Source organism: Mycobacterium sp. pR1184, from assembly GCF_041287235.1.
Taxonomy (GTDB): Bacteria; Actinomycetota; Actinomycetes; order Mycobacteriales; family Mycobacteriaceae; genus Mycobacterium.
The window spans coordinates 585596-606593 of record NZ_JBGGKR010000001.1 but is presented as its reverse complement, the minus strand read 5'-3'; the positions used below and the strand labels follow the sequence as shown (position 1 = coordinate 606593).

Annotated in this window: 16 protein-coding genes and 1 pseudogene; 10 read left to right on the top strand and 7 right to left on the bottom strand. The window is 67.8% G+C overall.

Going from position 1 to position 20998, the window contains the following annotated elements; translation table 11 throughout:
- Positions 1 to 173: 173 nt before the first annotated feature.
- The gene (locus ACAG21_RS03025; protein WP_370494504.1) at positions 174 to 3485 is read right to left on the bottom strand and encodes an error-prone DNA polymerase; all 3312 of its coding nucleotides are present in this window, start codon (positions 3483 to 3485) and stop codon (positions 174 to 176) included.
- 162 nt (positions 3486 to 3647) lie between these two features.
- Between ACAG21_RS03025 and ACAG21_RS03020 the strand changes: the two genes are divergently transcribed.
- Together ACAG21_RS03020 and otsB are read left to right on the top strand one after the other, a co-directional pair.
- Positions 3648 to 4982: a wax ester/triacylglycerol synthase domain-containing protein gene (locus ACAG21_RS03020; RefSeq protein ID WP_370494503.1), complete on the top strand. Its 1335-nt coding sequence runs from the start codon at positions 3648 to 3650 to the stop codon at positions 4980 to 4982.
- A 41-nt stretch (positions 4983 to 5023) separates the two neighbouring features.
- Complete coding sequence (gene otsB, locus ACAG21_RS03015; RefSeq protein WP_370494502.1) at positions 5024 to 6121, top strand: trehalose-phosphatase; 1098 nt, start codon at positions 5024 to 5026, stop codon at positions 6119 to 6121.
- Here the strand turns inward: otsB and ACAG21_RS03010 are convergent.
- Positions 6118 to 6992 (bottom strand): annotated as a pseudogene (locus ACAG21_RS03010) (MaoC/PaaZ C-terminal domain-containing protein). The gene otsB and the pseudogene ACAG21_RS03010 overlap by 4 nt on opposite strands.
- Before the next feature lie 94 nt (positions 6993 to 7086).
- On the opposite strand from ACAG21_RS03010, the gene ACAG21_RS03005 reads away from it, so the two are divergent.
- From ACAG21_RS03005 to kasB, 5 genes are all read left to right on the top strand, one after another.
- On the top strand, positions 7087 to 7800 hold the full coding sequence (locus tag ACAG21_RS03005) for a histidine phosphatase family protein (RefSeq protein ID WP_370494501.1): 714 nt from the start codon (positions 7087 to 7089) through the stop codon (positions 7798 to 7800).
- Between the two features lie 19 nt (positions 7801 to 7819).
- Positions 7820 to 9823, top strand: coding sequence for an SDR family oxidoreductase (locus ACAG21_RS03000; protein WP_370494500.1), 2004 nt, complete (start codon positions 7820 to 7822; stop codon positions 9821 to 9823).
- 15 nt (positions 9824 to 9838) lie between these two features.
- On the top strand, positions 9839 to 10267 hold the full coding sequence (locus ACAG21_RS02995; RefSeq protein WP_370494499.1) for a VOC family protein: 429 nt from the start codon (positions 9839 to 9841) through the stop codon (positions 10265 to 10267).
- A gap of 21 nt (positions 10268 to 10288) precedes the next feature.
- Entirely contained in the window at positions 10289 to 11308 is a 1020-nt protein-coding gene (locus ACAG21_RS02990; protein WP_370494498.1) for a nucleoside hydrolase, read from the top strand.
- 104 nt (positions 11309 to 11412) lie between these two features.
- Positions 11413 to 12666: a 3-oxoacyl-ACP synthase KasB gene (gene kasB, locus ACAG21_RS02985; RefSeq protein WP_370494497.1), complete on the top strand. Its 1254-nt coding sequence runs from the start codon at positions 11413 to 11415 to the stop codon at positions 12664 to 12666.
- 5 nt (positions 12667 to 12671) lie between these two features.
- Here kasB and ACAG21_RS02980 read toward each other — a convergent pair whose 3' ends face one another.
- Complete coding sequence (locus tag ACAG21_RS02980; protein ID WP_370494496.1) at positions 12672 to 14234, bottom strand: DNA polymerase Y family protein; 1563 nt, start codon at positions 14232 to 14234, stop codon at positions 12672 to 12674.
- Between the two features lie 6 nt (positions 14235 to 14240).
- A complete protein-coding gene (locus ACAG21_RS02975; RefSeq protein WP_370494495.1) occupies positions 14241 to 14945 on the bottom strand; it encodes a hypothetical protein in 705 nt (234 codons plus the stop codon).
- Between the two features lie 248 nt (positions 14946 to 15193).
- Here ACAG21_RS02975 and ACAG21_RS02970 point away from each other — a divergent pair, with 248 nt between their 5' ends.
- Both ACAG21_RS02970 and ACAG21_RS02965 read left to right on the top strand, forming a co-directional pair.
- Positions 15194 to 16051: a serine/threonine protein kinase gene (locus ACAG21_RS02970; protein WP_370494551.1), complete on the top strand. Its 858-nt coding sequence runs from the start codon at positions 15194 to 15196 to the stop codon at positions 16049 to 16051.
- Entirely contained in the window at positions 16048 to 16725 is a 678-nt protein-coding gene (locus ACAG21_RS02965; protein ID WP_370494494.1) for a hypothetical protein, read from the top strand. The genes ACAG21_RS02970 and ACAG21_RS02965 overlap by 4 nt, the downstream gene beginning before the upstream one ends.
- A gap of 12 nt (positions 16726 to 16737) precedes the next feature.
- Here ACAG21_RS02965 and guaA read toward each other — a convergent pair whose 3' ends face one another.
- Together guaA and ACAG21_RS02955 are read right to left on the bottom strand one after the other, a co-directional pair.
- Positions 16738 to 18333 carry a glutamine-hydrolyzing GMP synthase gene (gene guaA, locus ACAG21_RS02960; RefSeq protein ID WP_370494493.1) on the bottom strand — a complete coding sequence of 532 codons (1596 nt, stop codon included), beginning with the start codon at positions 18331 to 18333 and terminating at the stop codon, positions 16738 to 16740.
- Between the two features lie 60 nt (positions 18334 to 18393).
- A complete protein-coding gene (locus tag ACAG21_RS02955) occupies positions 18394 to 19590 on the bottom strand; it encodes an acyl-CoA dehydrogenase family protein (RefSeq protein WP_370494492.1) in 1197 nt (398 codons plus the stop codon).
- A gap of 59 nt (positions 19591 to 19649) precedes the next feature.
- On the opposite strand from ACAG21_RS02955, the gene ACAG21_RS02950 reads away from it, so the two are divergent.
- Positions 19650 to 20303, top strand: a complete 654-nt coding sequence (locus tag ACAG21_RS02950) for a TetR/AcrR family transcriptional regulator (protein ID WP_370494491.1) — start codon at positions 19650 to 19652, stop codon at positions 20301 to 20303.
- A 3-nt stretch (positions 20304 to 20306) separates the two neighbouring features.
- Here ACAG21_RS02950 and ACAG21_RS02945 read toward each other — a convergent pair whose 3' ends face one another.
- The gene (locus ACAG21_RS02945) at positions 20307 to 20945 is read right to left on the bottom strand and encodes a winged helix-turn-helix transcriptional regulator (RefSeq protein WP_370494490.1); all 639 of its coding nucleotides are present in this window, start codon (positions 20943 to 20945) and stop codon (positions 20307 to 20309) included.
- Between the last annotated feature and the right edge of the window lie 53 nt (positions 20946 to 20998).

The following is a 20998-nucleotide window of genomic DNA, read 5'->3' as shown; positions in this document are numbered from 1 at the left end:
CCTTAAGAAATGCCAGGCGCTGATAGTTTATGCCGCGGCGGAATTGGCCGGGTTCAAAACCGAATACACAAAGCGGCGCCTTTACGACGAGAAGCGCCGACCGTGCTCTCAGTGCCAAAATTGGCGAAAATCTCGCGGTGAGAGCACGTTCGGCGAAGAAAGTGAGCCGGAAATCAGCGGAAGTCGCGAGACTTGGAGCCGACGGCCAAGGTGATGCGGCCCAACCGCTCGGCCACGACGGTGACTGCGCCGCTGGCGTTTTGGACCTGACCGCGGACCAGCAGCGCAGGTGCCGTGTTCGCGAGCTTGCGGTGTCGCGCCCACACCCCGGGCGTGCAGAGCACGTTGACCATCCCGGTCTCGTCCTCGAGGTTGATGAACGTCACCCCCTGCGCCGTGGCGGGCCGCTGCCGATGGGTCACCGCACCCGCGATCAGCACGCGGTCGCCGTCGGGCACCTCGAGCAGCTCGTCGGCGGGCACCACCCCCATCGCGTTCAGGTCGGCCCGCAAGAACTGGGTCGGGTAGCTGTCCGGGGAGATGCCGGTGGCCCACACGTCGGCGGCGGCCAATTCCAGTTCGCTCATTCCGGGCAGCACCGGGATGTGCGACGACGAGCCCACGCCGGGCAACCGGTCCGGCCGTTGGGTGGCAGCGGCTCCGGCCGCCCACAACGCCTCGCGCCGCGATGTCCCGAAGCAACCCAGCGCCCCGGCCGTCGCCAGCGCTTCGGTCTGCGGCACCGAGAGCTGCAACCGGGTGGTCAGGTCGAGCAGAGATACGAACGCGCCGTTGACTTTTCGCTCCTCGACCAGTTTTTCGGCGAGGTCGTCGCCGATATGACGGACCGCACCCAGCCCGAGGCGGACCTCGGTGCCGGCGTTCTCGAGTGTGGCGTGCGCCAGGCTGGCGTTGACGTCCGGGCCGTGCACCAGCACGCCGTGCCGGCGCGCATCGGCCACCAGCGACTGCGGTGAATAGAACCCCATCGGCTGGGCCCGCAGCAGCGCAGCGCAGAACGCGGCCGGGTGGTGCAGCTTGAACCACGACGAGTAGAACACCAGCGACGCGAAGGACAGCGCATGACTTTCCGGAAACCCGAAATTGGCGAACGCTTCCAGCTTTTCGTAGGTCCGGTCGATCACCTCGTCGGTGGCGCCATGCAATGCGCGCATGCCCTCGTAGAACCTGCCACGCAGCCGTTGCATCCGCTCGGTGGAACGCTTGGACCCCATGGCGCGGCGCAGCTGATCGGCCTCGGCGGCCGAGAAGCCGGCGCAGTCGACCGCGAGCTGCATCAGCTGCTCCTGGAAAAGCGGCACTCCCAGCGTTTTTCGCAGCGCCGGCTCCATGGACGGATGATCGTAGACCACCGGGTCGATGCCGTTGCGCCGCCGGATGTAGGGGTGTACCGACCCGCCCTGGATGGGCCCGGGCCGGATCAGTGCGACCTCGACGACCAGGTCGTAGAAGATCCGCGGCTTGAGTCTGGGCAGGGTGGCCATCTGTGCGCGCGACTCCACCTGGAAGACCCCGACGGAATCGGCGCGCTGCAGCATCTCGTACACCGCGGGCTCGGAGAGGTCGAGGCGGGCCAGGTCGACCTCGATGCCTTTGTGTTCGGCCACCAGGTCTTTCGCGTAGTGCAGCGCGGAGAGCATGCCCAGCCCGAGTAGGTCGAACTTCACCAAGCCGATGGCCGCACAGTCGTCCTTGTCCCATTGCAGAACGCTGCGATTCTCCATCCGCGCCCATTCCACCGGGCACACGTCGGCGATCGGGCGGTCGCAGATCACCATGCCGCCGGAGTGAATTCCCATGTGCCGCGGCAGGTTCCGGATCTGGGTGGCCAGATCGATCACCTGTTCCGGGATGTCCTCAATATCCGGCGAATCGACCAGCCCGTTCCAGTGGCTGATCTGCTTGCTCCAGGCGTCCTGCTGCCCCTGCGAGTAACCCAGGGCCCGCGCCATGTCGCGCACCGCGATCTTGCTTCGGTAGGTGATGACGTTGGCGACCTGGGCGGCATAGTCGCGGCCGTATTTGTCGTAGACGTACTGGATGACCTTTTCGCGCTGATCCGACTCGATGTCCATGTCGATGTCGGGTGGCCCGTCGCGGGCCGGCGATAAGAAGCGCTCGAACAACAACTCGTTGGCCACCGGATCGACCGCGGTGACACCCAGGGCGTAACAGACCGCGGAGTTGGCCGCCGATCCCCTGCCCTGGCACAGGATGTTGTTGCACCGGCAGAACCGGGCTATGTCGTGCACCACCAGGAAATAGCCCGGAAACCTCAGTTGGGCAATGACTTTCAGCTCATGCTCGATCTGGGCATACGCGCGCGGGGCGGCCTCGGGCAGCCCGTAGCGGTCGCGTGCGCCCGCCATCACCAACTGCCGCAACCAGCTGTCCTCGGTGTGCCCGTCCGGCACGTCGAACGGCGGCAGCGAAGGCGCGATCAACGCCAGCCCGAACGCGCACTGCTCGCCGAGTTCGGCAGCGGCGGCCACCACCTCGGGTCGCTGCGCGAACAGCCGGGCCATCTCCTCGCCGGAGCGCAGGTGTGAGCCACCCAGCGGGGCCAGCCAGCCGGCGGCCGATTCCAATGACTGCCGGGCCCGGATCGCGCCCATCGCCATGGCCAGCCGCCGGCGCGACGGGTCGGCGAAATGCGCTCCGGTGGTCGCGACGACGCCGACCCCGAACCGCGGCGCCATTCCCGCCAGTGTCGCGTTGCGCTCGTCATCGAGCGGCTGGCCGTGGTGGGTCAACTCGATGCTGACCCGGCCGGCGCCGAAGCGGTCCACCAAATCGGCCAGTGCCGCCGCCGCGGCGTCCGGACCGCCGCCGGAAAGCGCTTGGCGGACATGGCCTTTACGGCACCCCGTCAGGATGTGCCAATGCCCGCCCGCGGCTTCGGTCAGCGTGTCGATGTCGAAGCGCAGCTTGCCCTTCTCGCCGCCGGCCAGATGCGCCGCGGCCAGCTGCCGCGACAGCCGCCGGTAACCCTCCGGGCCGCGGGCCAGCACCAGCAGGTGCGGGCCGGGTGGATCCGGGTTCTCGGTACGAGCCTGCGATACCGACGAAGAGCCCAGCGACAGCTCGGCACCGAACACGGTTCGCATGTCGAGTTCGGCGGCGGCCTCGGCGAACCGCACCGCCCCGTACAGGCCGTTGTGGTCGGTCAGCGCCAGCGCCCGCAGATCCAGCCGGTCGGCCTCCTCGACCAACTCCTCGGGCGTGCTGGCGCCGTCCAGAAAGCTGTACGCCGAATGCGCGTGCAACTCGGCATACGAAACGGAATGAGCGACCGACGAGCGGGCCGTCCGGCCACCGACCGGTGGCCGATAGGCCGGACGCTTGTGCGAGAAGGGGGCCTCTTGCGCCGGCCCGGATGGGGTGGGCGCGCCGGCATGGCGCGGCTTGCCGTCGAGCAGCCGCTCGAGTTCCGCCCAACTCCGCGGCTCATTGCTGAAACCCACGCCCACAGTGTATCGAACAAACGTTCGATTACGCGCGCGGTTGTTAAAGCGGTTGTTAAACGGGTCTTCAACTTCTAAACACAGTCTTAACGGACTGGGACCTACCGCGACGGGGCCGTGGCGACCGATACTGGTACGGGGCAACTAGGGCGGGAACTGAAAATGGTACAGCTGACCACAGCGTTGGATTCGGGCTTTCGCACCGCGGCGGACCCCGATCGGCAGGCAAGTACGGCGACGGGCGCGGTCGCCATCGTCGAAGGCGCGGTCCCGAACCTGGGATGCCTCAAAGCGCTTCTGGCAGAACGTATTCAGTCGATACCGCGATGCACCCAGGTGTTGCGGACTCATCCGTTCAGCGGCGCCCAGCACTGGACCGACGATCCGGGTTTCGACCTCGCCCATCATCTGCGCCGGGTCGCGGTTCCCCGCCCCGGCGATGAAGCCGACCTGTCTCGAGCGATCGCCCACGCCCTGGAACGCCCCCTCGAATTGGACCGGCCGCTGTGGGAGTGCTGGGTCATCGAGGGGTTGCGGGGCAAGTGGGCGATCTTGATGAAGGTTCACCACTACCTCGCCGACGCCACGCCGGCGGCCCACCTGCTCACCAGGCTCTGCGACGACGCCGACAGCGAAATGTTCGCCAATCACGTTGTAGCCAAGGATGATTCGACCCCGCGGGGCTGGGCCGAGACGCTCTGGCGAGCTTCGACCGCCGCGACCACCGTCGCCAGCACACTGGCCGAGACGGTCTGGACGGCGGCCCGCGCGTCGTCGACCGGCCCGGCGGTCACGATGCGGCGCTACAGCACGGTGCGCGTTCCCCTCGCCGCCGTCGACGCGGTCTGTGGCAAGTTCCGGGTGACCACCAACGACGTCGCGCTTGCCGCCATCACCGAGGGCTTCCGGGCCGTGTTGCTGCACCGCGGCGAACAACCGCGCGCGGGTTCGTTGCGCACCCTGGGGAAGAGGTATCTGCCTGTCGAGCACGACGATCCGGTGCAGCGGCTGCGCATTGTGCACAGCAGCTTGAACCAGCCGGCGCCGGTCCACCAGCCCACGAGCATCGTGGACCTGGCCACCAGTTCCATGCCATTTACTTTGTGCGCCAAGGCAGTTCGATTGGTGATGAGCCGGCTCCCGCAACCTGGCATCGTGACGCTGGCCACCAATGCGCCGGGACCTCGGCATCGGCTGGGGCTGATGGGCGCAACCGTGGAACGTCTGCTGCCGATCCCGCCAACGGCTTCGCAGCTGTCCAGCGGAGTCGCGGTGCTCAGCTACGGCGACGAGCTGATCTTCGGGATCACCGCCGATTACGACGCCGCCCCCGAACTCCAGCAGCTCGCCAGCGGGATCGAACGCGAGATGGCGCGACTGACGGCACTCAGCCAAGACTCCGTCCTGCTGTTCACCAAGGATCGCCGCAGGCGCCGGGCCGGCACGCCGCGGGGCGGCGTTCCCCGCGCCCATCCGACCGCGCGAGCGCGCCACTGACCCAGCCCGGGCGGCATTGATCACCGTGAGAAGGTTGGTCGATGTCAGTATCGGAGCCAGTATCGGAGCCATCGGTCACCATCGACCCACGCCGCCACGACGCGGTGCTGTTTGAGCTGGACGCCGACTCCGCGCCGGTGCCGCAACTGCGCGAGGCCGGGGTGCGCGTCGCCCTCGGCGTCGACGACCCGGCCGCGACCGCCGACCGGCTGGGCGTGCGGGCAGGCCGCAGTGTGGTCGTCGCGGCCAGCGAGGCGGTGGCCGCGGCCGCGCGCGATGCCGGATTCGCCTTGGTGATCGGTGCGCAGGAGCTGGGTGATGTCACGGTCCGCACCGGAGACCTGCGGATGTCGCAGCTGCCCGACGCGTCGCAGCTGCTGGGCGAGGACCTCGCCGCCCGACGGCCCGCGGTGTTCTTCGACTTCGACGGCACGCTGTCGGACATCGTCAACGACCCGGACTCGGCGCAGCTGGTCGCCGGTGCCGACGACGCACTGCAACGGTTGGCCGCGCGCTGTCCGGTCGCGATTCTGTCCGGGCGCGACCTCGCCGACGTCACGGCACGCGTCGGCCTGCCCGGTCTCTGGTACGCCGGCAGCCACGGCTTCGAACTGACCGCGCCCGACGGAACGCATCACCAAAACGACGCCGCGGCCGCGGCCATACCGGTGCTGGAATCCGCGGCCGCCCAGCTGCGCGAGCGACTCGGGTCGATTCCGGGGGTCAGGGTGGAGCACAAGCGGTTTGGCGTTGCCGTGCACTATCGCAACGCGGCGCGAGACCGCGTCGGCGAGGTGACGGCAGCGGTGCGCGCCGCGGGTCAGCGCGATGCGCTGCGGGTGACGACCGGCCGCGAGGTCATCGAGCTACGCCCGGATATCGACTGGGACAAGGGCAAGACGCTGCACTGGGTCCTCGAGCACCTGGACGGATCGGCCGGCCTGACACCGATCTTTTTCGGCGACGACATCACCGACGAGGACGCGTTCGACGCGGTGCACCCGGACGGAATCCCAATCCTGGTGCGGCACAACGACGACGGCGACCGGGCCACCGCCGCGCTGTTCGCGCTGGACAGCCCGGCCGCCACGGCCGACTTCGTCGGCCGCCTGGCGCGGCAGTTGGCCGACGCCGGTTAGCTCTGCGCGTATTCGACCGCGCCGTCGTCGAGCACGACTCGTCCCGCCTCGGCGCCCTCGGCACCCGAAGCCGTGGTGCGAAAGACGGCCTTGCCCGGCTCGGTACGCCAGATCAGCGTGGTCAACGTCTCGCCGGGAAACACCGGCGAGCTGAAGCGTGCGTCGATCGAGGTGATGTTCGCGGCCTGCCCACCACCGAGCTCGGCGACCAGCGCGCGCCCCGCCACCCCATAGCTGCACAGCCCGTGCAGGATCGGCTTCGGGAAACCGGCCAACTCCCGGGCGAACCACGGGTCGCTGTGCAGCGGGTTGCGGTCACCGGAGAGCCGGTAGATCAGCGCCTGGTCCTCGCGGGTGGGCAGGGCCAGCGTGATGTCGGCTCGCGATCCGGGAATTCCGGCGCGACGGGGCGCTGACCCGGTTGCCCACCGAACCCGCCCGCGCCGCGCACCACAAAGGTGGTCGACGTTTCGGCGATCAGCTCCTGAGTATCCGGGTCGGTGCCGCGGCCACGCAGCATCACGACCGCGTTCTTGCCCTCGCCCTTGTCCTGAATGTCGGTGACCTCGGTGACCACCGACAGCTTGCCCGCCGGGGGCAGCGGCGCGTGCAGCCGGATCCCTTGCGAGCCGTGTAAGAGCATCGCCCAGTTGAAATCACCGATCTTGCCCGCCGCCCCGAACGCCGGGCAGCAGATCACCGCGTAAGTGGGCAGCACCTGCTGGGTGATCTCGTGGCTGTTCTCGGTGGTGAACGACAGGTCGTCGAGCCCCGCGCCAACCCCGAGGGCGTAGAGCAGGGTGTCCCGGTCGGTCCAGTCGAACAACTTCGGCTCGGTCACCGCACCGACAGCACTCGGGTCAATCGCCATGCGAGTCTCCTCTCGACTACCAGATTCACGCTTTTGCGCACTCAACCATTGCAAACCCTTCCCCATGGGGCTGTCGGCAGGGCAGGCTATCGACATGGCCACGCGCAGCATGATCGGAAAGGCCTTCTGGAAAACAGGGGCCGTACTCGCCGCAACGCTCATCGTCGGCGCCTGCGGGGGGTCGACGCAGGCGCGCGCCATCACGTTGACGTTCATCCGAAACGCCCAGACCCAGGCCGATGCCGACGGCATCATCAACACCGATCCCCCCGGGCCCGGCCTCACCGCCGAGGGCAGGGGCCAGGCCCAGCAGCTGGCCCACCAGAGCGGTCGCAACGACTTCGACGCCGTTTACGCCTCCGCGATGGCCGAGGCACAGCAGACCGCCGGGCCGTTGGCCAGTGAACTCGGCAAGCAGGTGGAAGTCCTGAGCGGCGTGCAGGCGCTCAATGCCGGCTGGTACAACGGCAAACCTCAATCGATGGCGGCCACCACGTACCTGTTGGCGCCGGCGGACTGGATCAACGGCGACATCGCGGACAGCATCCCGGGATCGGTGAGCGGCAAGCAGTTCAACAACGAGTTCACCGCCGCGGTGAACAAGGTTTACAACAGCGGCCACAGCAAGCCGGTGGTGTTCTCCCAGGGCACCGCGATCATGGCGTGGACGCTGATGAACGCCCGCAACGGCAAGAGCAGCCTGTTGAGCACCCATCCGCTGCCGAACGTCGGCCGCGTGGTACTCACCGGAAACCCGACGGACGGGTGGACGCTGGTCGAGTGGGACGGCATCCGCAGCTTCAGCTGATCCCCGCTACCATGACCCCATGCGGTATGTCGTTACCGGCGGTACCGGGTTTATTGGTCGCCGCGTCGTAGCTCGCCTGTTGGACACTCGGCCCGACGCCGACGTGTGGATCTTGGTCCGGCCCCGGTCGCTGGGACGCTTCGAACGCCTCGCTGCACAGTGGGGTGAACGCGCCAAACCGCTGGTCGGTGAGCTGCCGGAGCTGACGCTGACCGACGAGCGGCTGGCCGAGCTGGGCCGGGTCGACCATCTCGTGCACTGCGCGGCGATCTACGACATCACGGCCGGTGAAGCCGAACAGCGCGCCGCCAACGTCGAGGGCACCCGCGCCGTCATCGAGCTGGCGCGGCGCCTGGACGCGACGCTTCACCACGTGTCGTCGATCGCCGTCGCGGGAGACTTCGACGGCGAGTACACCGAAGACGACTTCGACGTCGGCCAGCAACTGCCCACCCCGTACCACCAGACGAAGTTCGAGGCCGAACTGCTGGTCCGGTCGCAACCCGGGCTGCGCTACCGCATCTACCGGCCGGCCGTCGTGGTCGGCGACTCGCGCACCGGCGAGATGGACAAGATCGACGGCCCGTACTACTTCTTCGGCGTGCTGTCCAAGCTGGCCATCTTGCCGTCGTTGACCCCGATCATGCTGCCCGACACCGGGCGCACCAACATCGTCCCGGTCGACTACGTCGTCGACGCACTCGTCGCCCTGATGCACGTCGACGGCTCAGCTTCCTGGGATGGGCGAACTTTCCACCTGACCTCACCGAAAACCATTGGGCTGCGCGGCATTTACCGTGGTGTCGCCAAAGCCGCCGGACTGCCCGCGCTGCGCGGCTCGCTGCCCCGCTCGGTGGCCGCGCCGGTGCTGAAGGCAAGCGGGCGGGTCAAGCGGGTTCGCAACATGGCGGCCACCCAGCTCGGGATTCCGGCCGAGGTGCTCGATCTCGTCGACCTGATCCCCACGTTTGTCAGCGATAGGACGCAAAACGCGTTGCGCGGCACCGGGATTGAAGTGCCCGAGTTCGCCAGTTACGCGCCCAAGCTGTGGCGGTACTGGGCGCAGCATCTCGATCCCGACCGCGCCCGCCGCGACGCTCCGGACGGCCCGCTGCACGGCCGGCACGTGATCATCACCGGCGCATCCAGTGGCATCGGCCGGGCATCGGCGATCGCGGTCGCCGAACGGGGCGCCACGGTGTTCGCGCTGGCGCGCAACGGCTCCGCACTCGACGAGCTGGTCGCCGAGATCCGCGCGAACGGCGGTCAGGCCCACGCCTTCACCTGCGATGTCACCGATTCGGTATCGGTGGAGCACACCGTCAAGGACATCCTGGGCCGCTTCGGTCATGTCGATTACCTGGTGAACAACGCGGGCCGTTCGATCCGCCGTTCGGTGGTCAACTCCACCGATCGACTGCACGACTACGAGCGGGTGATGGCGGTCAACTACTTCGGTGCCGTCCGAATGGTGCTCGCGCTGCTACCGCATTGGCGGGAGCGCCGATTCGGCCATGTCGTGAACGTCTCCAGCGCGGGCGTGCTGGCCCGAAACCCGAAATACAGCTCGTATCTGCCGACCAAGGCCGCACTGGACGCGTTTTCCGACGTGGTCGCCTCGGAGACGCTGTCCGACCACATCACGTTCACCAATATCCATATGCCGCTGGTCAAGACGCCGATGATCGTGCCGTCGCAGCGGCTCAACCCCGTGCCGCCGATCAGCCCCGAACGGGCGGCCGCGATGGTGGTGCGCGGACTGGTCGAGAAACCGACACGCATCGACACCCCCCTGGGCACCCTGGCCGAGGCCGGCAACTACCTATTGCCCAGGACGTCGCGGCGAATTCTGCACCAGGTGTATCTCGGTTACCCCGATTCCGCTGCCGCGCTGGGAGTTTCGCCGTCCGGTGGCGCTGTGCAGAAAAGACGGCCGAAGCGCCCGGTGCGTGCCGTCGGCCGCATCGGGGTCCCCCGACCGGTTCGCAAGGCGGTCCGCCTGGTGCCCGGGGTTCACTGGTGAGGAAGGTGGGTCGGCATGGTCGAGATGCACCTTGAGGTTCACGTCGTCCCCGTGACCGACGTCGAGCGGTCCAAGCAGTTCTACGAAAGCCTGGGATGGCCGCTGGATAGCGACATCGAGCCCGGCGGCGATGTCCGCATCGTGCAGTTCACGCCCCCGGGTTCGGCCTGCTCGGTCACGTTCGGCCAGGGCATTACGCCGGCCGCGCCGGGTTCCGCTCAAGGTGTGCTGACAGTCTCGGACATCGAAACGGCCCACGCGGATTTCGCCGGACGCGGCATCAAAACGAGTGACATGTGGCACGGCGCACCGTTTCCGCCGGAGGCGCGGTTGCCTGGACCGGATCCGGACCACACCAGCTACCAGTCGTTTTTCTCCTTCAACGATCCCGACGGCAATAGGTGGATCGTCCAAGAGGTCACAACGCGTCCTGCCAACCCATAAAGGCTGAGTATCGTTTCCGCAGTGAATCCCGTTTTCGCCGACGTCGACACCGGCGTCGATGACGCGCTGGCCTTGATCTACCTGCTGGCCGGCCCGGACGCCGATTTGGTCGGCATCGCATCGACCGGGGGAAATGTTGGCGTACAACAGGTTTGCGCCAACAACCTTGGCCTTCTGGAGCTGTGCCGAGCCACCGGTGTCCCGGTGTCGAAGGGCGCCGACGAAGCGCTGGCCGGCCCACTGCGCACCCCCTCCAAAGTCCACGGCCCGCGCGGCCTGGGGTACGCCGACGTGCCACCGAGCAACGCGGCGCTGACCGACTACGACTCGGCCACCGCCTGGGTGCGCGCGGCGCAGGCGTTCCCCGGTGAGCTGATCGGCGTGGCGACCGGCCCGCTGACCAATCTGGCGCTGGCGCTGCGCGCCGAGCCCGCGCTGCCAACGCTGTTGCGCCGGTTGGTCATCATGGGCGGCTCCTATGACCACGTCGGTAACACCACCGCGGTGGCGGAATGGAACATCAGCGTGGACCCCGAGGCGGCCGCCGAGGTGTTCGCGGCCTGGTCCAGCGAAAACCTTGGGCCGCAGCAGCTTCCGATCCTGTGCGGCCTGGATCTGACGCGCAACGTCGCGATCACACCGGAAGTCCTGGCGAGATTGGCCGACGCCGCGGGATCGACGTCGACGATCATGAGCGTGGACGACCGCCGGGGCACCCGATCGACGGCGTCCAATCCGGTGATCCGAGTGATCGAAGACGCGCTGCGGTTCTACCTCGAGGGTTACTACGACAACGGACACGGATATCTGGCGCACCTGCACGATCCGTTGGCCGCGGCGGTCGCGCTGGATCCCGAACTCATCGCAACCCGCTCGGGACGGGTGGACATCGAGCTCGCCGGCACCCTGACCCGCGGCATGACGGTAACGGATTGGCGCCGAGAACCTAACGCGCGCATTGGAGTTGGCGTCGATCCGGCGACATTCTTCGACCGGTTCATCGAACGAGTGGGTCCCTTCGCGCGGCGGCTGGCCTCCTAGAGTCGCTGGCCGCCGACTTTCGTTGACAGAAACCGCCCAGCAACGATGGAATAGGTGGATATCTACGCGAGGTTGCGTTAGTCAACACTGGAAGGACCTTCGCGATGACAGAGCTGGTAACGGGGAAGGCACTACCAAACGTAGTGGTCACCGGCATTGCCATGACAACCTCGGTGGCGACCGACGCCGAGAGCACTTGGAAGTTGTTGCTGGACAGCCAAAGCGGTATCCGCACGCTTGAGGACTCGTTTGTCGAGCACTATGACCTGCCGGTACGCATCGGCGGGCACCTGCTGGAGGATTTCGACCACGGTTTGACACGTGCCGAACGTCACCGAATGGGCTGGTTGCCGAAGATGACCACGGTTCTGAGCCGCCGGTTGTGGGAGAACGCCGGATCGCCCGAGGTCGACCCCAACCGATTGCTGGTGTCCGTCGGCACCGGCCTGGGCTCGGCCGAGCAAATAGTGTTCAGCTACGACGACATCCGCGCCCGCGGCATGCAGGGGGTTTCGCCGCTGGCGGTGGCGAAGTACATGCCCAACGCCCCCGCCGCGGCGATCGGGCTGGAACGACACGCCAGGGCCGGGGTGCTCACCCCGATTTCGGCGTGCGCCTCCGGCTCCGAAGGCATCGCACAGGCTTGGCGCAGTATCGTCCTGGGTGAGGCCGATATCGCCATCTGCGGCGGTGTCGAGGTCAAGATCGAAGCGGTTGCGATAGCGGCGTTCGGCCAGATGCGCATCGTGTTGTCGACGAAGAACGACGACCCGGCCGGGGCGTGCCGCCCGTTCGATCGGGACCGGACCGGCATCGTGTTCGGTGAGGCCGGCGCGTTGATGGTCATAGAAACCGAGGAGCACGCCAAGGCCCGCGGTGCCAACATCCTGGCCCGCATCATGGGCGCCAGCATCACCTCGGACGGCTTCCACATGGTGGCGCCGGACCCCAATGGCGCACGCGCCGGGCATGCGATGAGCCGGGCGATTCAGCTGGCGGGGCTGACTCCCGGCGACATCGACCACGTCAATGCGCACGCCACCGGCACCCTGGTCGGCGACCTGGCCGAGTCCAAGGCCATTAACAACGCGCTGGGCAGCAACAAAGCGGCTGTGTACGCGCCCAAGGCCGCGCTGGGCCACTCGGTGGGGGCGGTCGGCGCGGTGGAGTCGATCCTGACCGTGCTGGCGCTGCGGGATCAGGTGATCCCACCGACCCTGAACCTGGAAAACCTTGATCCAGAGATCGACCTGGATGTGGTGACGGGCAAGCCGCGGCCCGGCAATTACCGGTACGCACTCAACAACTCGTTCGGCTTCGGCGGCCACAACGTCGCCGTGGCCTTCGGCCGGTACTGACACCCCTACTCGTAGATTCCTTCGAGGTACCACCGCCGCTGGCGATAGCACAGCAGCAGCGCGCGTTCGCTTTCCAGCAACACCTGGGCACGCGCGGTGCGGCCCGGCGATCGGTCCGGATCCCACCACCGCTCGTCGACCGGCCACGGGCCGGCCCACCAGCGCAGCGCGTCGTCTCGGCCGCGGGAGACCAGGCGCACCGGGTCGGCGGAGAACATCCCCCGGCCTGTTACCCGTATCGAATTCCCCTGGGCGTCAAGTAATTCCACCGGATCGTCGAGCAGTACCGCCGGCGAAGGGTCCGGCAGCTGACCGGGCCACGGCAACCCCGGGTCGGCATCCGGAACCGGCTCGTCACCCAGCGGAGTCAGCGTGATGCGTTCGGCGGGTCCGCGGCCTCCGGACAGCACCGGCACCCGCACCGCTTCCGGCCCGAGCAGGCCCTGCACCCGCACCAGGGCGCGGCGGGCCCGCTGCCGGTCCTCCTCACCGAGACCGCCCCATAACGGCAGCTGCAGCGCCTCGGCGGACACCACCTCCACCGCCTGCAGCCGCAGCGATGTCACCGGCGCCGTCGGGCGGGGATTGCGGGCGGCCCGGCTGCTCAACCACCCGTCCAGTTGCCAGCGCACCCGATCGGCGGTGGCGTCCTCGGTCAACGGCTCGGCACACCGCCATACCCGGTTCAGTTCTTCGCCGTTGGCGGTGACGGCATGAATGGACAGCCGGGTGCATCCCACCCCGGCGGATATCAACATCTGGTGCAGCGTGCCGGCCAGCGAGCGTCCGGCGAATGCCGCGGCGTCGACCCGGTCGATCGGCGGATCGCAATCCAGCACGGCCTCGAGTTCAGCCGGGGGCTCTCGCCCGGACGGGCCTCGCTCGGGTTCGCCGCGGGCGAACCGGTGTGCGCTGCTCCCGTCGGCGCCGAACCGGGAAGCCACGTCGGTCGCCGACAGTGCGGCGAACTGACCGATGGTGCGAATCCCTAACCGCCACAACAGATCCGTGAGCTCTTCTCGCCCCGGACCGGACAGGCTCGGCTCGGTGGCCAGCTGCCGGATCGACAGCACCGACAGGAACTTGGCATCGCCGCCGGGTGCCACGACACGACCCGCCCGAGCGGCGAAGACCGCGGTGGACAGCTGGTCGGCGATCCCGACCTGACACTCGGCCCCGGCTGCGGCTACGGCGTCGATCAGCCGTTCGGCGGCCTGTTGTTCGGACCCGAAATAACGGGCCGCTCCGCGCACCGGCAACACCAGCAGGCCGGGGCGCAGCACCTCGGCGCGAGGCACCAGGTCGTCGACCGCCGCAATCACCCCCTCGAAAAAGCGGGCGTCACGATCGGCGTCGGCGGTGGCGACGTGCAGTTGCGGGCAACGGGCGGCGGCCTCGCGGCGCCGCAACCCTCGTCGCACTCCGGCCGCACGCGCAGCCGACGAGCAGGCGATCACCCGATTGGCCAGGGTGACCGCGATCGGGGTCGTCATGGATTTGTCCGCCGCTGCCGCCGCCGCGACCGCCGGCCAGTCCATGCACCAAATGGCCAGCACCCGGGAAGACATTCGAACTCACCCGGTTCGCGTTCGACGGCCGGTCACCCGTCTCCCCGCGCACACCCCGCTGACCTGCAGCCGCACTCCGCTGATGCGTCCGAATCCGCAAACCGGGGCGTCGCGGTGACCCGCCGTGATCTCGTAGCCGCTGACCCGGGCCTTCAGCCGGGTCGGCGCCCCCTGCCAGTCGCCGTCGGTGACCAGCAGGGTGCAGCCCTTGAGACGGGCGCGAGCCACCACCGCCCGCGCCCGGGTCAGCGGCACCCGACGCCCACCCAGTCCGAGCACCACCAGATCCATGCCGTCGATGAGCACCGCGGCCACTTCCACCGGATCGGTCCCGGGATCCGGTATCACCGCGAGCCGGCTCAGATCCGCCCCCATCTCCACCGCGGCCAGCAGCCCGATATCCGGCTGACCGACGATGGCCGCGTTTCCGCCGGCCGCCGTCACCGCCGCCACCACGCTCAGCAGCAGCGACCGGGCCCCCGACAGCACCGCCACCGTGCCCTTGGGCAACGGGACCTGCAGCGCGTCCGCCAGCCATTGCGGGAGGGCCAGGTGGGACTCGCACGCCGGCAGCAGGTCGTCCGTCGGGGCCACCGCGGGGGACCCGGACATCGTGCTGCGACCAGACATCTCAGCAATCCGCCGCCGCAGCGATTCCAGCTGCTCAGGCCGGGTTTCGGGGTGAGGATTGGAGGCGAGAGCCGCAGTCATGACAAGCCTCCCGATCACTGATTTTCGAAAGTATGTTCGATACCCTTCCGCAGTAAACACTCACCCTCTGACAACCGTCAAGCAACGCAAGAGGCGGCTTTATGCGCTCGATGCTGGTGTGACGCGTGGTCGTCATGTGACGCCGTTTTCTCCGCCGAAAACGGGCATTCGCCGGCAACGAATACGCGACTAGTGTTCGATCGGTGGAGCGATCCCAGCCCCCCTCCCGAAGGGCGTCCGACCAAGCCATGCCAGCAGAGCGGTTCGGAAAGTATCAATTGCTACGGCCGCTCTCCCGAGGGCGCTGCGAGGTCTACGAGGCCGAAGACACCACCACCCGCCAGCGGGTGGCACTGAAGATCTTCCCGCGACGGGATTCGGTCCCCCCGGTCCCGATGCGCGTGCAGCGCGAGGCGGGCATGGCGACACGGGTGCTGACAAACACGGCCGCGCCGCACTGGGTGCTGATCGACGACGCCGGCGAAATCGACGGGCGCCTATACCTGCAGATGCCCCTGATCGAGAGCGTCGATCTGCGCACACTCTTGGCCCGGCAGGGACCGCTCACCCCGGCGCGCGCGGTGGAGGTCCTCGGCCAAGTCGCCGCGGCGGTCGACACCGCACACGCGGCGGGCCTGGTGAGTCGGGAAATCGCGACGGAAAACATCCTCATCGCTCGGGATGGCGTCGCCTACTTGCTTTGTCGCCCGTACGCGCCGCCGCTCACCGACGCCGGCCAGCCCGACGAAACACCCAGTCTCACAACGGGTTCCATTCCCCCCGAACAAGTTGCGGGCACGGTCGACGACCTCATCCGCGCCGCGACCTACTCGCTGGCGTGCATCCTGTACGAGTGCCTGACGGGTGCGCCGCCCTTTCCCGGCGACGCCAGAGAGCAGGTCATCGGGCACCTCACGAAGGATCCGCCCGAACCGAGCTATGTGAACCCCGCCGTGCCGCCCACGTTCGACGGCGTCATCGCCCGCGGCATGGTGAAGAAACCAAAGTACCGCTACGCCAGCGGCAAAGCGCTCACCGACGCCGCCCACGCCGCGCTGCAATGGCCGGCGGACCCGCCGAGGAAGAACAAGCACAAGGCGCAGTGAGCGGCGCCCCCGTGCCCTTGGGTAACACCCCGCCCTCCGACACCGTCAAGAGACGGGAGAGGCTGCTTATGCGGTCGGTGCTGTTGTGGCTTCTGGCGCTCATTTGCTGCGCCATCGTGGTGCCATCGCCGGCCCGCAGCGAGGTCGGTAGCTGTCAACCGGCCGAATTCTTCGCCGCCGACAACGGTGATCCCTTTTTCGAGCCGGAGGCCGACCTGACGTTCGCCCTCAACGGCGTGACGGTCACCGGGTCCACGCCGCTCGACGGGGCGTACTGGTCCGATGCGCAGCAGCGAATCACCCTGGAGCGTTCGCATGAATTCCAGCTGTGCGGCACCGAGGACGCCCTGCACGCCGCCGCCGCGGCACTACGCCGTCAGTTCGACCAGGAATCGGTGCTGTCCTTCGACTACCTGCCACAGGCCGCACCGCAGGAGAACGCGCTCATGATCACCGTGCCGGATGTCGACATCGAGCGCCTCGCCACCGCGCTGGCGGCCGATCTTTCGGCCCGCGACCGGCTGCGCGGCGGATCCGTCACCGCGACCGACCACACCCTGGTTCTGATCGCCGCAAACGACGACCGCGACCTGGCCCGCCGGCTCGTCAGTGCGGCCGGCGGCAACTGGCAAGCAGCTGATATCGCTTACGGCAGAAGAGAATTCGTCAAGTAGCTGCGCGAAAAACTATTCCCACTCGATGGTGCCGGGCGGCTTGCTGGTGATGTCCAGCACCACGCGGTTGACCTCGCGAACCTCGTTGGTGATCCGGGTCGAGATGCGTTCGAGTACTTCGTAGGGCACCCGGGTCCAGTCCGCGGTCATGGCGTCCTCGCTGGACACCGGCCGCAGCACGATCGGGTGCCCGTAGGTGCGGCCGTCACCCTGCACGCCCACCGAGCGTACGTCGCCCAGCAACACCACCGGGCACTGCCAGATCAGGTTGTCCAGGCCCGCGGCGGTCAGCTCCTCGCGGGCGATCGAGTCGGCGCGCCGCAGCGTGTCCAGCCGCTGCGCGGTGACCTCACCGATGATCCGAATACCCAGCCCAGGCCCCGGAAAGGGCTGGCGCCCAACGATTTCCTCTGGCAGACCCAGTTCCCGTCCGACCGCGCGCACCTCGTCCTTGAACAGCAACCGCAGTGGCTCGACGAGTTTGAACTTCAGGTCGTCGGGCAGACCGCCAACGTTGTGGTGGCTCTTGATGTTCGCGGTCCCGCTGCCCCCGCCGGACTCCACCACATCCGGATACAGCGTGCCCTGCACCAGGAAATCGACCTCAGAATCGGTGTCGCCCACAATGTCTCGCACCGCGCCCTCGAAGGCCCGGATGAACTGGCGGCCGATGATCTTGCGCTTGCCCTCGGGGTTGGTCACCCCCGACAGCGCCTCGAGGAAGGTGTCGGCCGCGTCGACGGTCACCAGGTTGGCGCCGGTGGCGGCTACGAAATCACGCTGCACCTGCGCGCGCTCGCCGGCGCGCAGCAGCCCATGGTCGACGAAGACACAGGTCAGCCGGTCCCCGATGGCGCGCTGCACCAGCGCCGCGGCCACCGCGGAATCCACCCCGCCGGACAGCCCGCAGATCGCATGGCCGTCGCCGATCTGGGCCCGTACCTGTTCGGTCAACGCATCGGCGATGTTGGCGGCGGTCCATTCCGCACCGAGCCCGGCGAAGTCGTGCAAAAAGCGGCTGAGCACCTGCTGCCCGTGCGGAGTGTGCATCACTTCGGGGTGGTACTGCACCCCGGCCAGGCGTCGGGCCCGGTTCTCGAAGCCGGCGACCGGTGCACCTGGACTGCTGGCCACCACGTCGAATCCCTCGGGCGCGGCCGTGACCGCGTCACCGTGGCTCATCCAGACCGGCTGCGCCGCCGGCAGTCCCGAATGTAATTCGCCACCAATCACTTTCAGCTCGGTGCGACCGTATTCACTGGTACCGGTATGGGCGACTGTCCCGCCCAGCGTTTGCGCCATCGCCTGAAACCCGTAGCAGATGCCGAACACCGGCACGCCGAGGTCGAACACCGCGGGGTCCAGTTGCGGGGCGCCCTCGGCATACACACTGGCCGGCCCGCCGGAGAGCACCAGCGCCCCCGGATCCTTGGCCTTGATCTCCTCGATCGAGGCGGTGTGCGGGATGACCTCGGAAAAGACCCGCGCTTCCCGGACGCGACGGGCGATCAACTGCGCATACTGCGCGCCGAAGTCGACGACCAATACCGGTCGGGTCGCGGGTCGGACTTCGCCAAGATCGGGGTCGAGGTCAGCAGGTTCAGCCACGGCAACGAGTCTAGTGTTCGGTCGCAGGCTGGATGGTGAGGCCGGGGACTTGGCCACGGATCACATCAGGTAGGTCGGTTGGGAAATGCCGAATCGGGTGTTGGCGTAGCGCTTCAGGGCCGACGGGCTGAAGTAGGCGTGCTGGCCCAGGGTGTGCAGATCCCGAAAGCAGCGTTGCAGCGGGTGATTCGCGTGTACCGCGCCCGCACCGGTCAGCCCGAACGTCGTATCGACCACCTGACGTGCCGCGCGCATCGCCTCCAAGGCGGCCAGCCGGAAGCCGGCCCGCTGCTCGAGCGACGGTGGGTCACCGGCGATGGCAGTGTCCCACAACGCACCGACCTCGTCGAGTACGAATGCCCGCGCAGACCTCAAACCGGCTTCGGCACTGGCGAACTCGACCTGGACCGCGGCATCCTGCGCCAGTGGCTCGGGCGCCATGGCGCGCAGCTTCGTCGTCGCGAGATCGGTGAATTCGTCGAGGGCGCGCCGCGCGATACCGAGCGGGACGCCGACCATGCCGATCCCGGCGAGCGTGAAGAACGGAATTCTCCACAGGGCGCCGTCCTGGCGGGCAGGATGAAAGAACGGGCTGATGGTGTGCTCGTCGGGGATGTTGAGACCCCGGGCGGCCACGTCGTTGCTGCCGGTGGCGCGCAAACCCAGGACGTCCCAGTTGTCGACGATCTCGGCCTCGGCGCGCGGGAAGAACGCGAGCCGCTGGTCGGGCCCTTGCTCGGGGATCATTCGCGGCTGGTCGCCGTCGAAGACGAAGACACCGGCCAGTATCCACTCGGCGTGGCGGCAACCACTGGCAAACGGCCATCGCCCGTCGATGGCGAGCCGGCCGTCGCCGTCCGGGACGGCACGCCCGGTGGGCGCGAAGATCGTAGCCGATGAGAAGTCAGCGTCCGAACCGAACAGCGTTGTGGCGACGACTGGTTCAAGCCAGGCGGTGAACGCCGGTGCGCCGCCACCGATGGCGGCAACCCAGCCGGTGGAGCCGTCGGCACGCGCCAGTTCCTCGACCATCTGGATGTGGTCGGCCGGGGCTATTTCGAATCCACCGAGCGAGCGCGGCTGCATGGCGCGGAACACGCCGGCCGCGCGCAGTTGCTCGACCAGATCGAGGGGCAGTGTCCCGAGCGCCTCGGCGTCATCGGCGCGGCGGGTGATCTCGGGCGTCAGGGCGCGCGCCACCGCGATCGCGTCGGCACCGTTCGACAGGCTGACGGCGGGGCATGTTGCACTTGTCATGTCACGTTCCCTATTTTCATACAGTTACTAGTATTCAATACAGGAGCATGTACTTAATTATGGGATCTGTCAACAAGCAGGCCCCCCGCCGCTACGACTCGACCCGTCGGCGCGAGCAGGCCCAGCGCAATCGGGACGCGGTGCTCGCGGCCGCCCGGCAGCGGTTCCTGGCCCAGGGCTACGCGGCGACGACGATCGCCGAAATCGCACGCGACGCCGCCGTATCGGTCGAAACGGTGTACAAGGCGTTTACGACGAAGGCCGGCGTGCTCAAAGCGCTGTTCGATGTGTCCGTCGCCGGCGACGACGAACCGATCCCGATGGTCCAGCGAGACGTGATCCAGGCCGTTGCCGATGAAACCGATGCGGCCCGCAAACTGGAAATGTATGCCAAGCATATGGCTGCGACCATGCCGCGCAGCGCTCCGGTGCAGCTGCTCGCGCGCGATGGCGCCGCGTCGTCGCCGGACGCCGGCGAGGTCTGGAAGCAGACGCGGCAGGAAACGCTGGCCGGCATGACGATGTTCGCAACAGATCTCGCCGGGACGGGACAGCTGCGAGTCAGCGCCAAGGAAGCGCGCGACATCCTGTGGACCTACCACGCACCCGAGCTCTACGAACTCCTTGTGCTGGAACGCGGTTGGTCGGCCACTCGCTACGGCAGGTTCCTCGCCCAAGCATTGATCGGCGCCCTGCTCAAGCCCAAGAATTGAGGCTTAAAGCGAGAACACTTGACGCAGGGTGCCGACGGTTTCGGGCTCGCCGGTGAAGGCGATTCGCCGCAAAGCAGCCTTGCGCTTGGCGTCGCCCGTCGCGAGACGGGCCGTCACGAGGTCTGCCGCACTCGCGGTGATCGTCACCGCGGGCTCGCCGCGCGCGCCCGCCAGGCGCCCCTGTGTGATCACGAAATCAAAACGACGACCGTCGATTTCGGCCCGGCACGTCGCTTCCAGTCCCGCCGCCTTGCCCGAGTCGAAGCCCAGCAGGATGCCGGCCAGGAACCCGTTCAGCGGCGTGACCGGCCCTTCGTCGATCGGATCCAGCCGGTCCAGACCGAACCAGGCGATGCTCTGAATGATCGGCAGCACCCGCTGCCAGCCCAGGTCGCTCAGCGCGTAGACGGTGCGCCCGATGGGTGCGGGGAGGTCGGTTCGGTCGACGAGCCCGGCCTCCTGCAGCTCCTTGAGACGCTCGGCCAGCAGATTGGTTGCGATGCCGGGCAATTCGGCGCGCAGGTCGCCGTAGCGCCGCGGTCCTCCGATCAGCTCACGCAGGATCAGCAACGTCCAGCGCTCACCCAAGACGTCGAGCCCCCGCGCGATCGGGCAGTTCTGGTTGTAGTTGCGTGTCCGCACCACCGCAGTTTACCAGCGTCAGACATCTTTTTCTATCTTATGGTTGATTTATT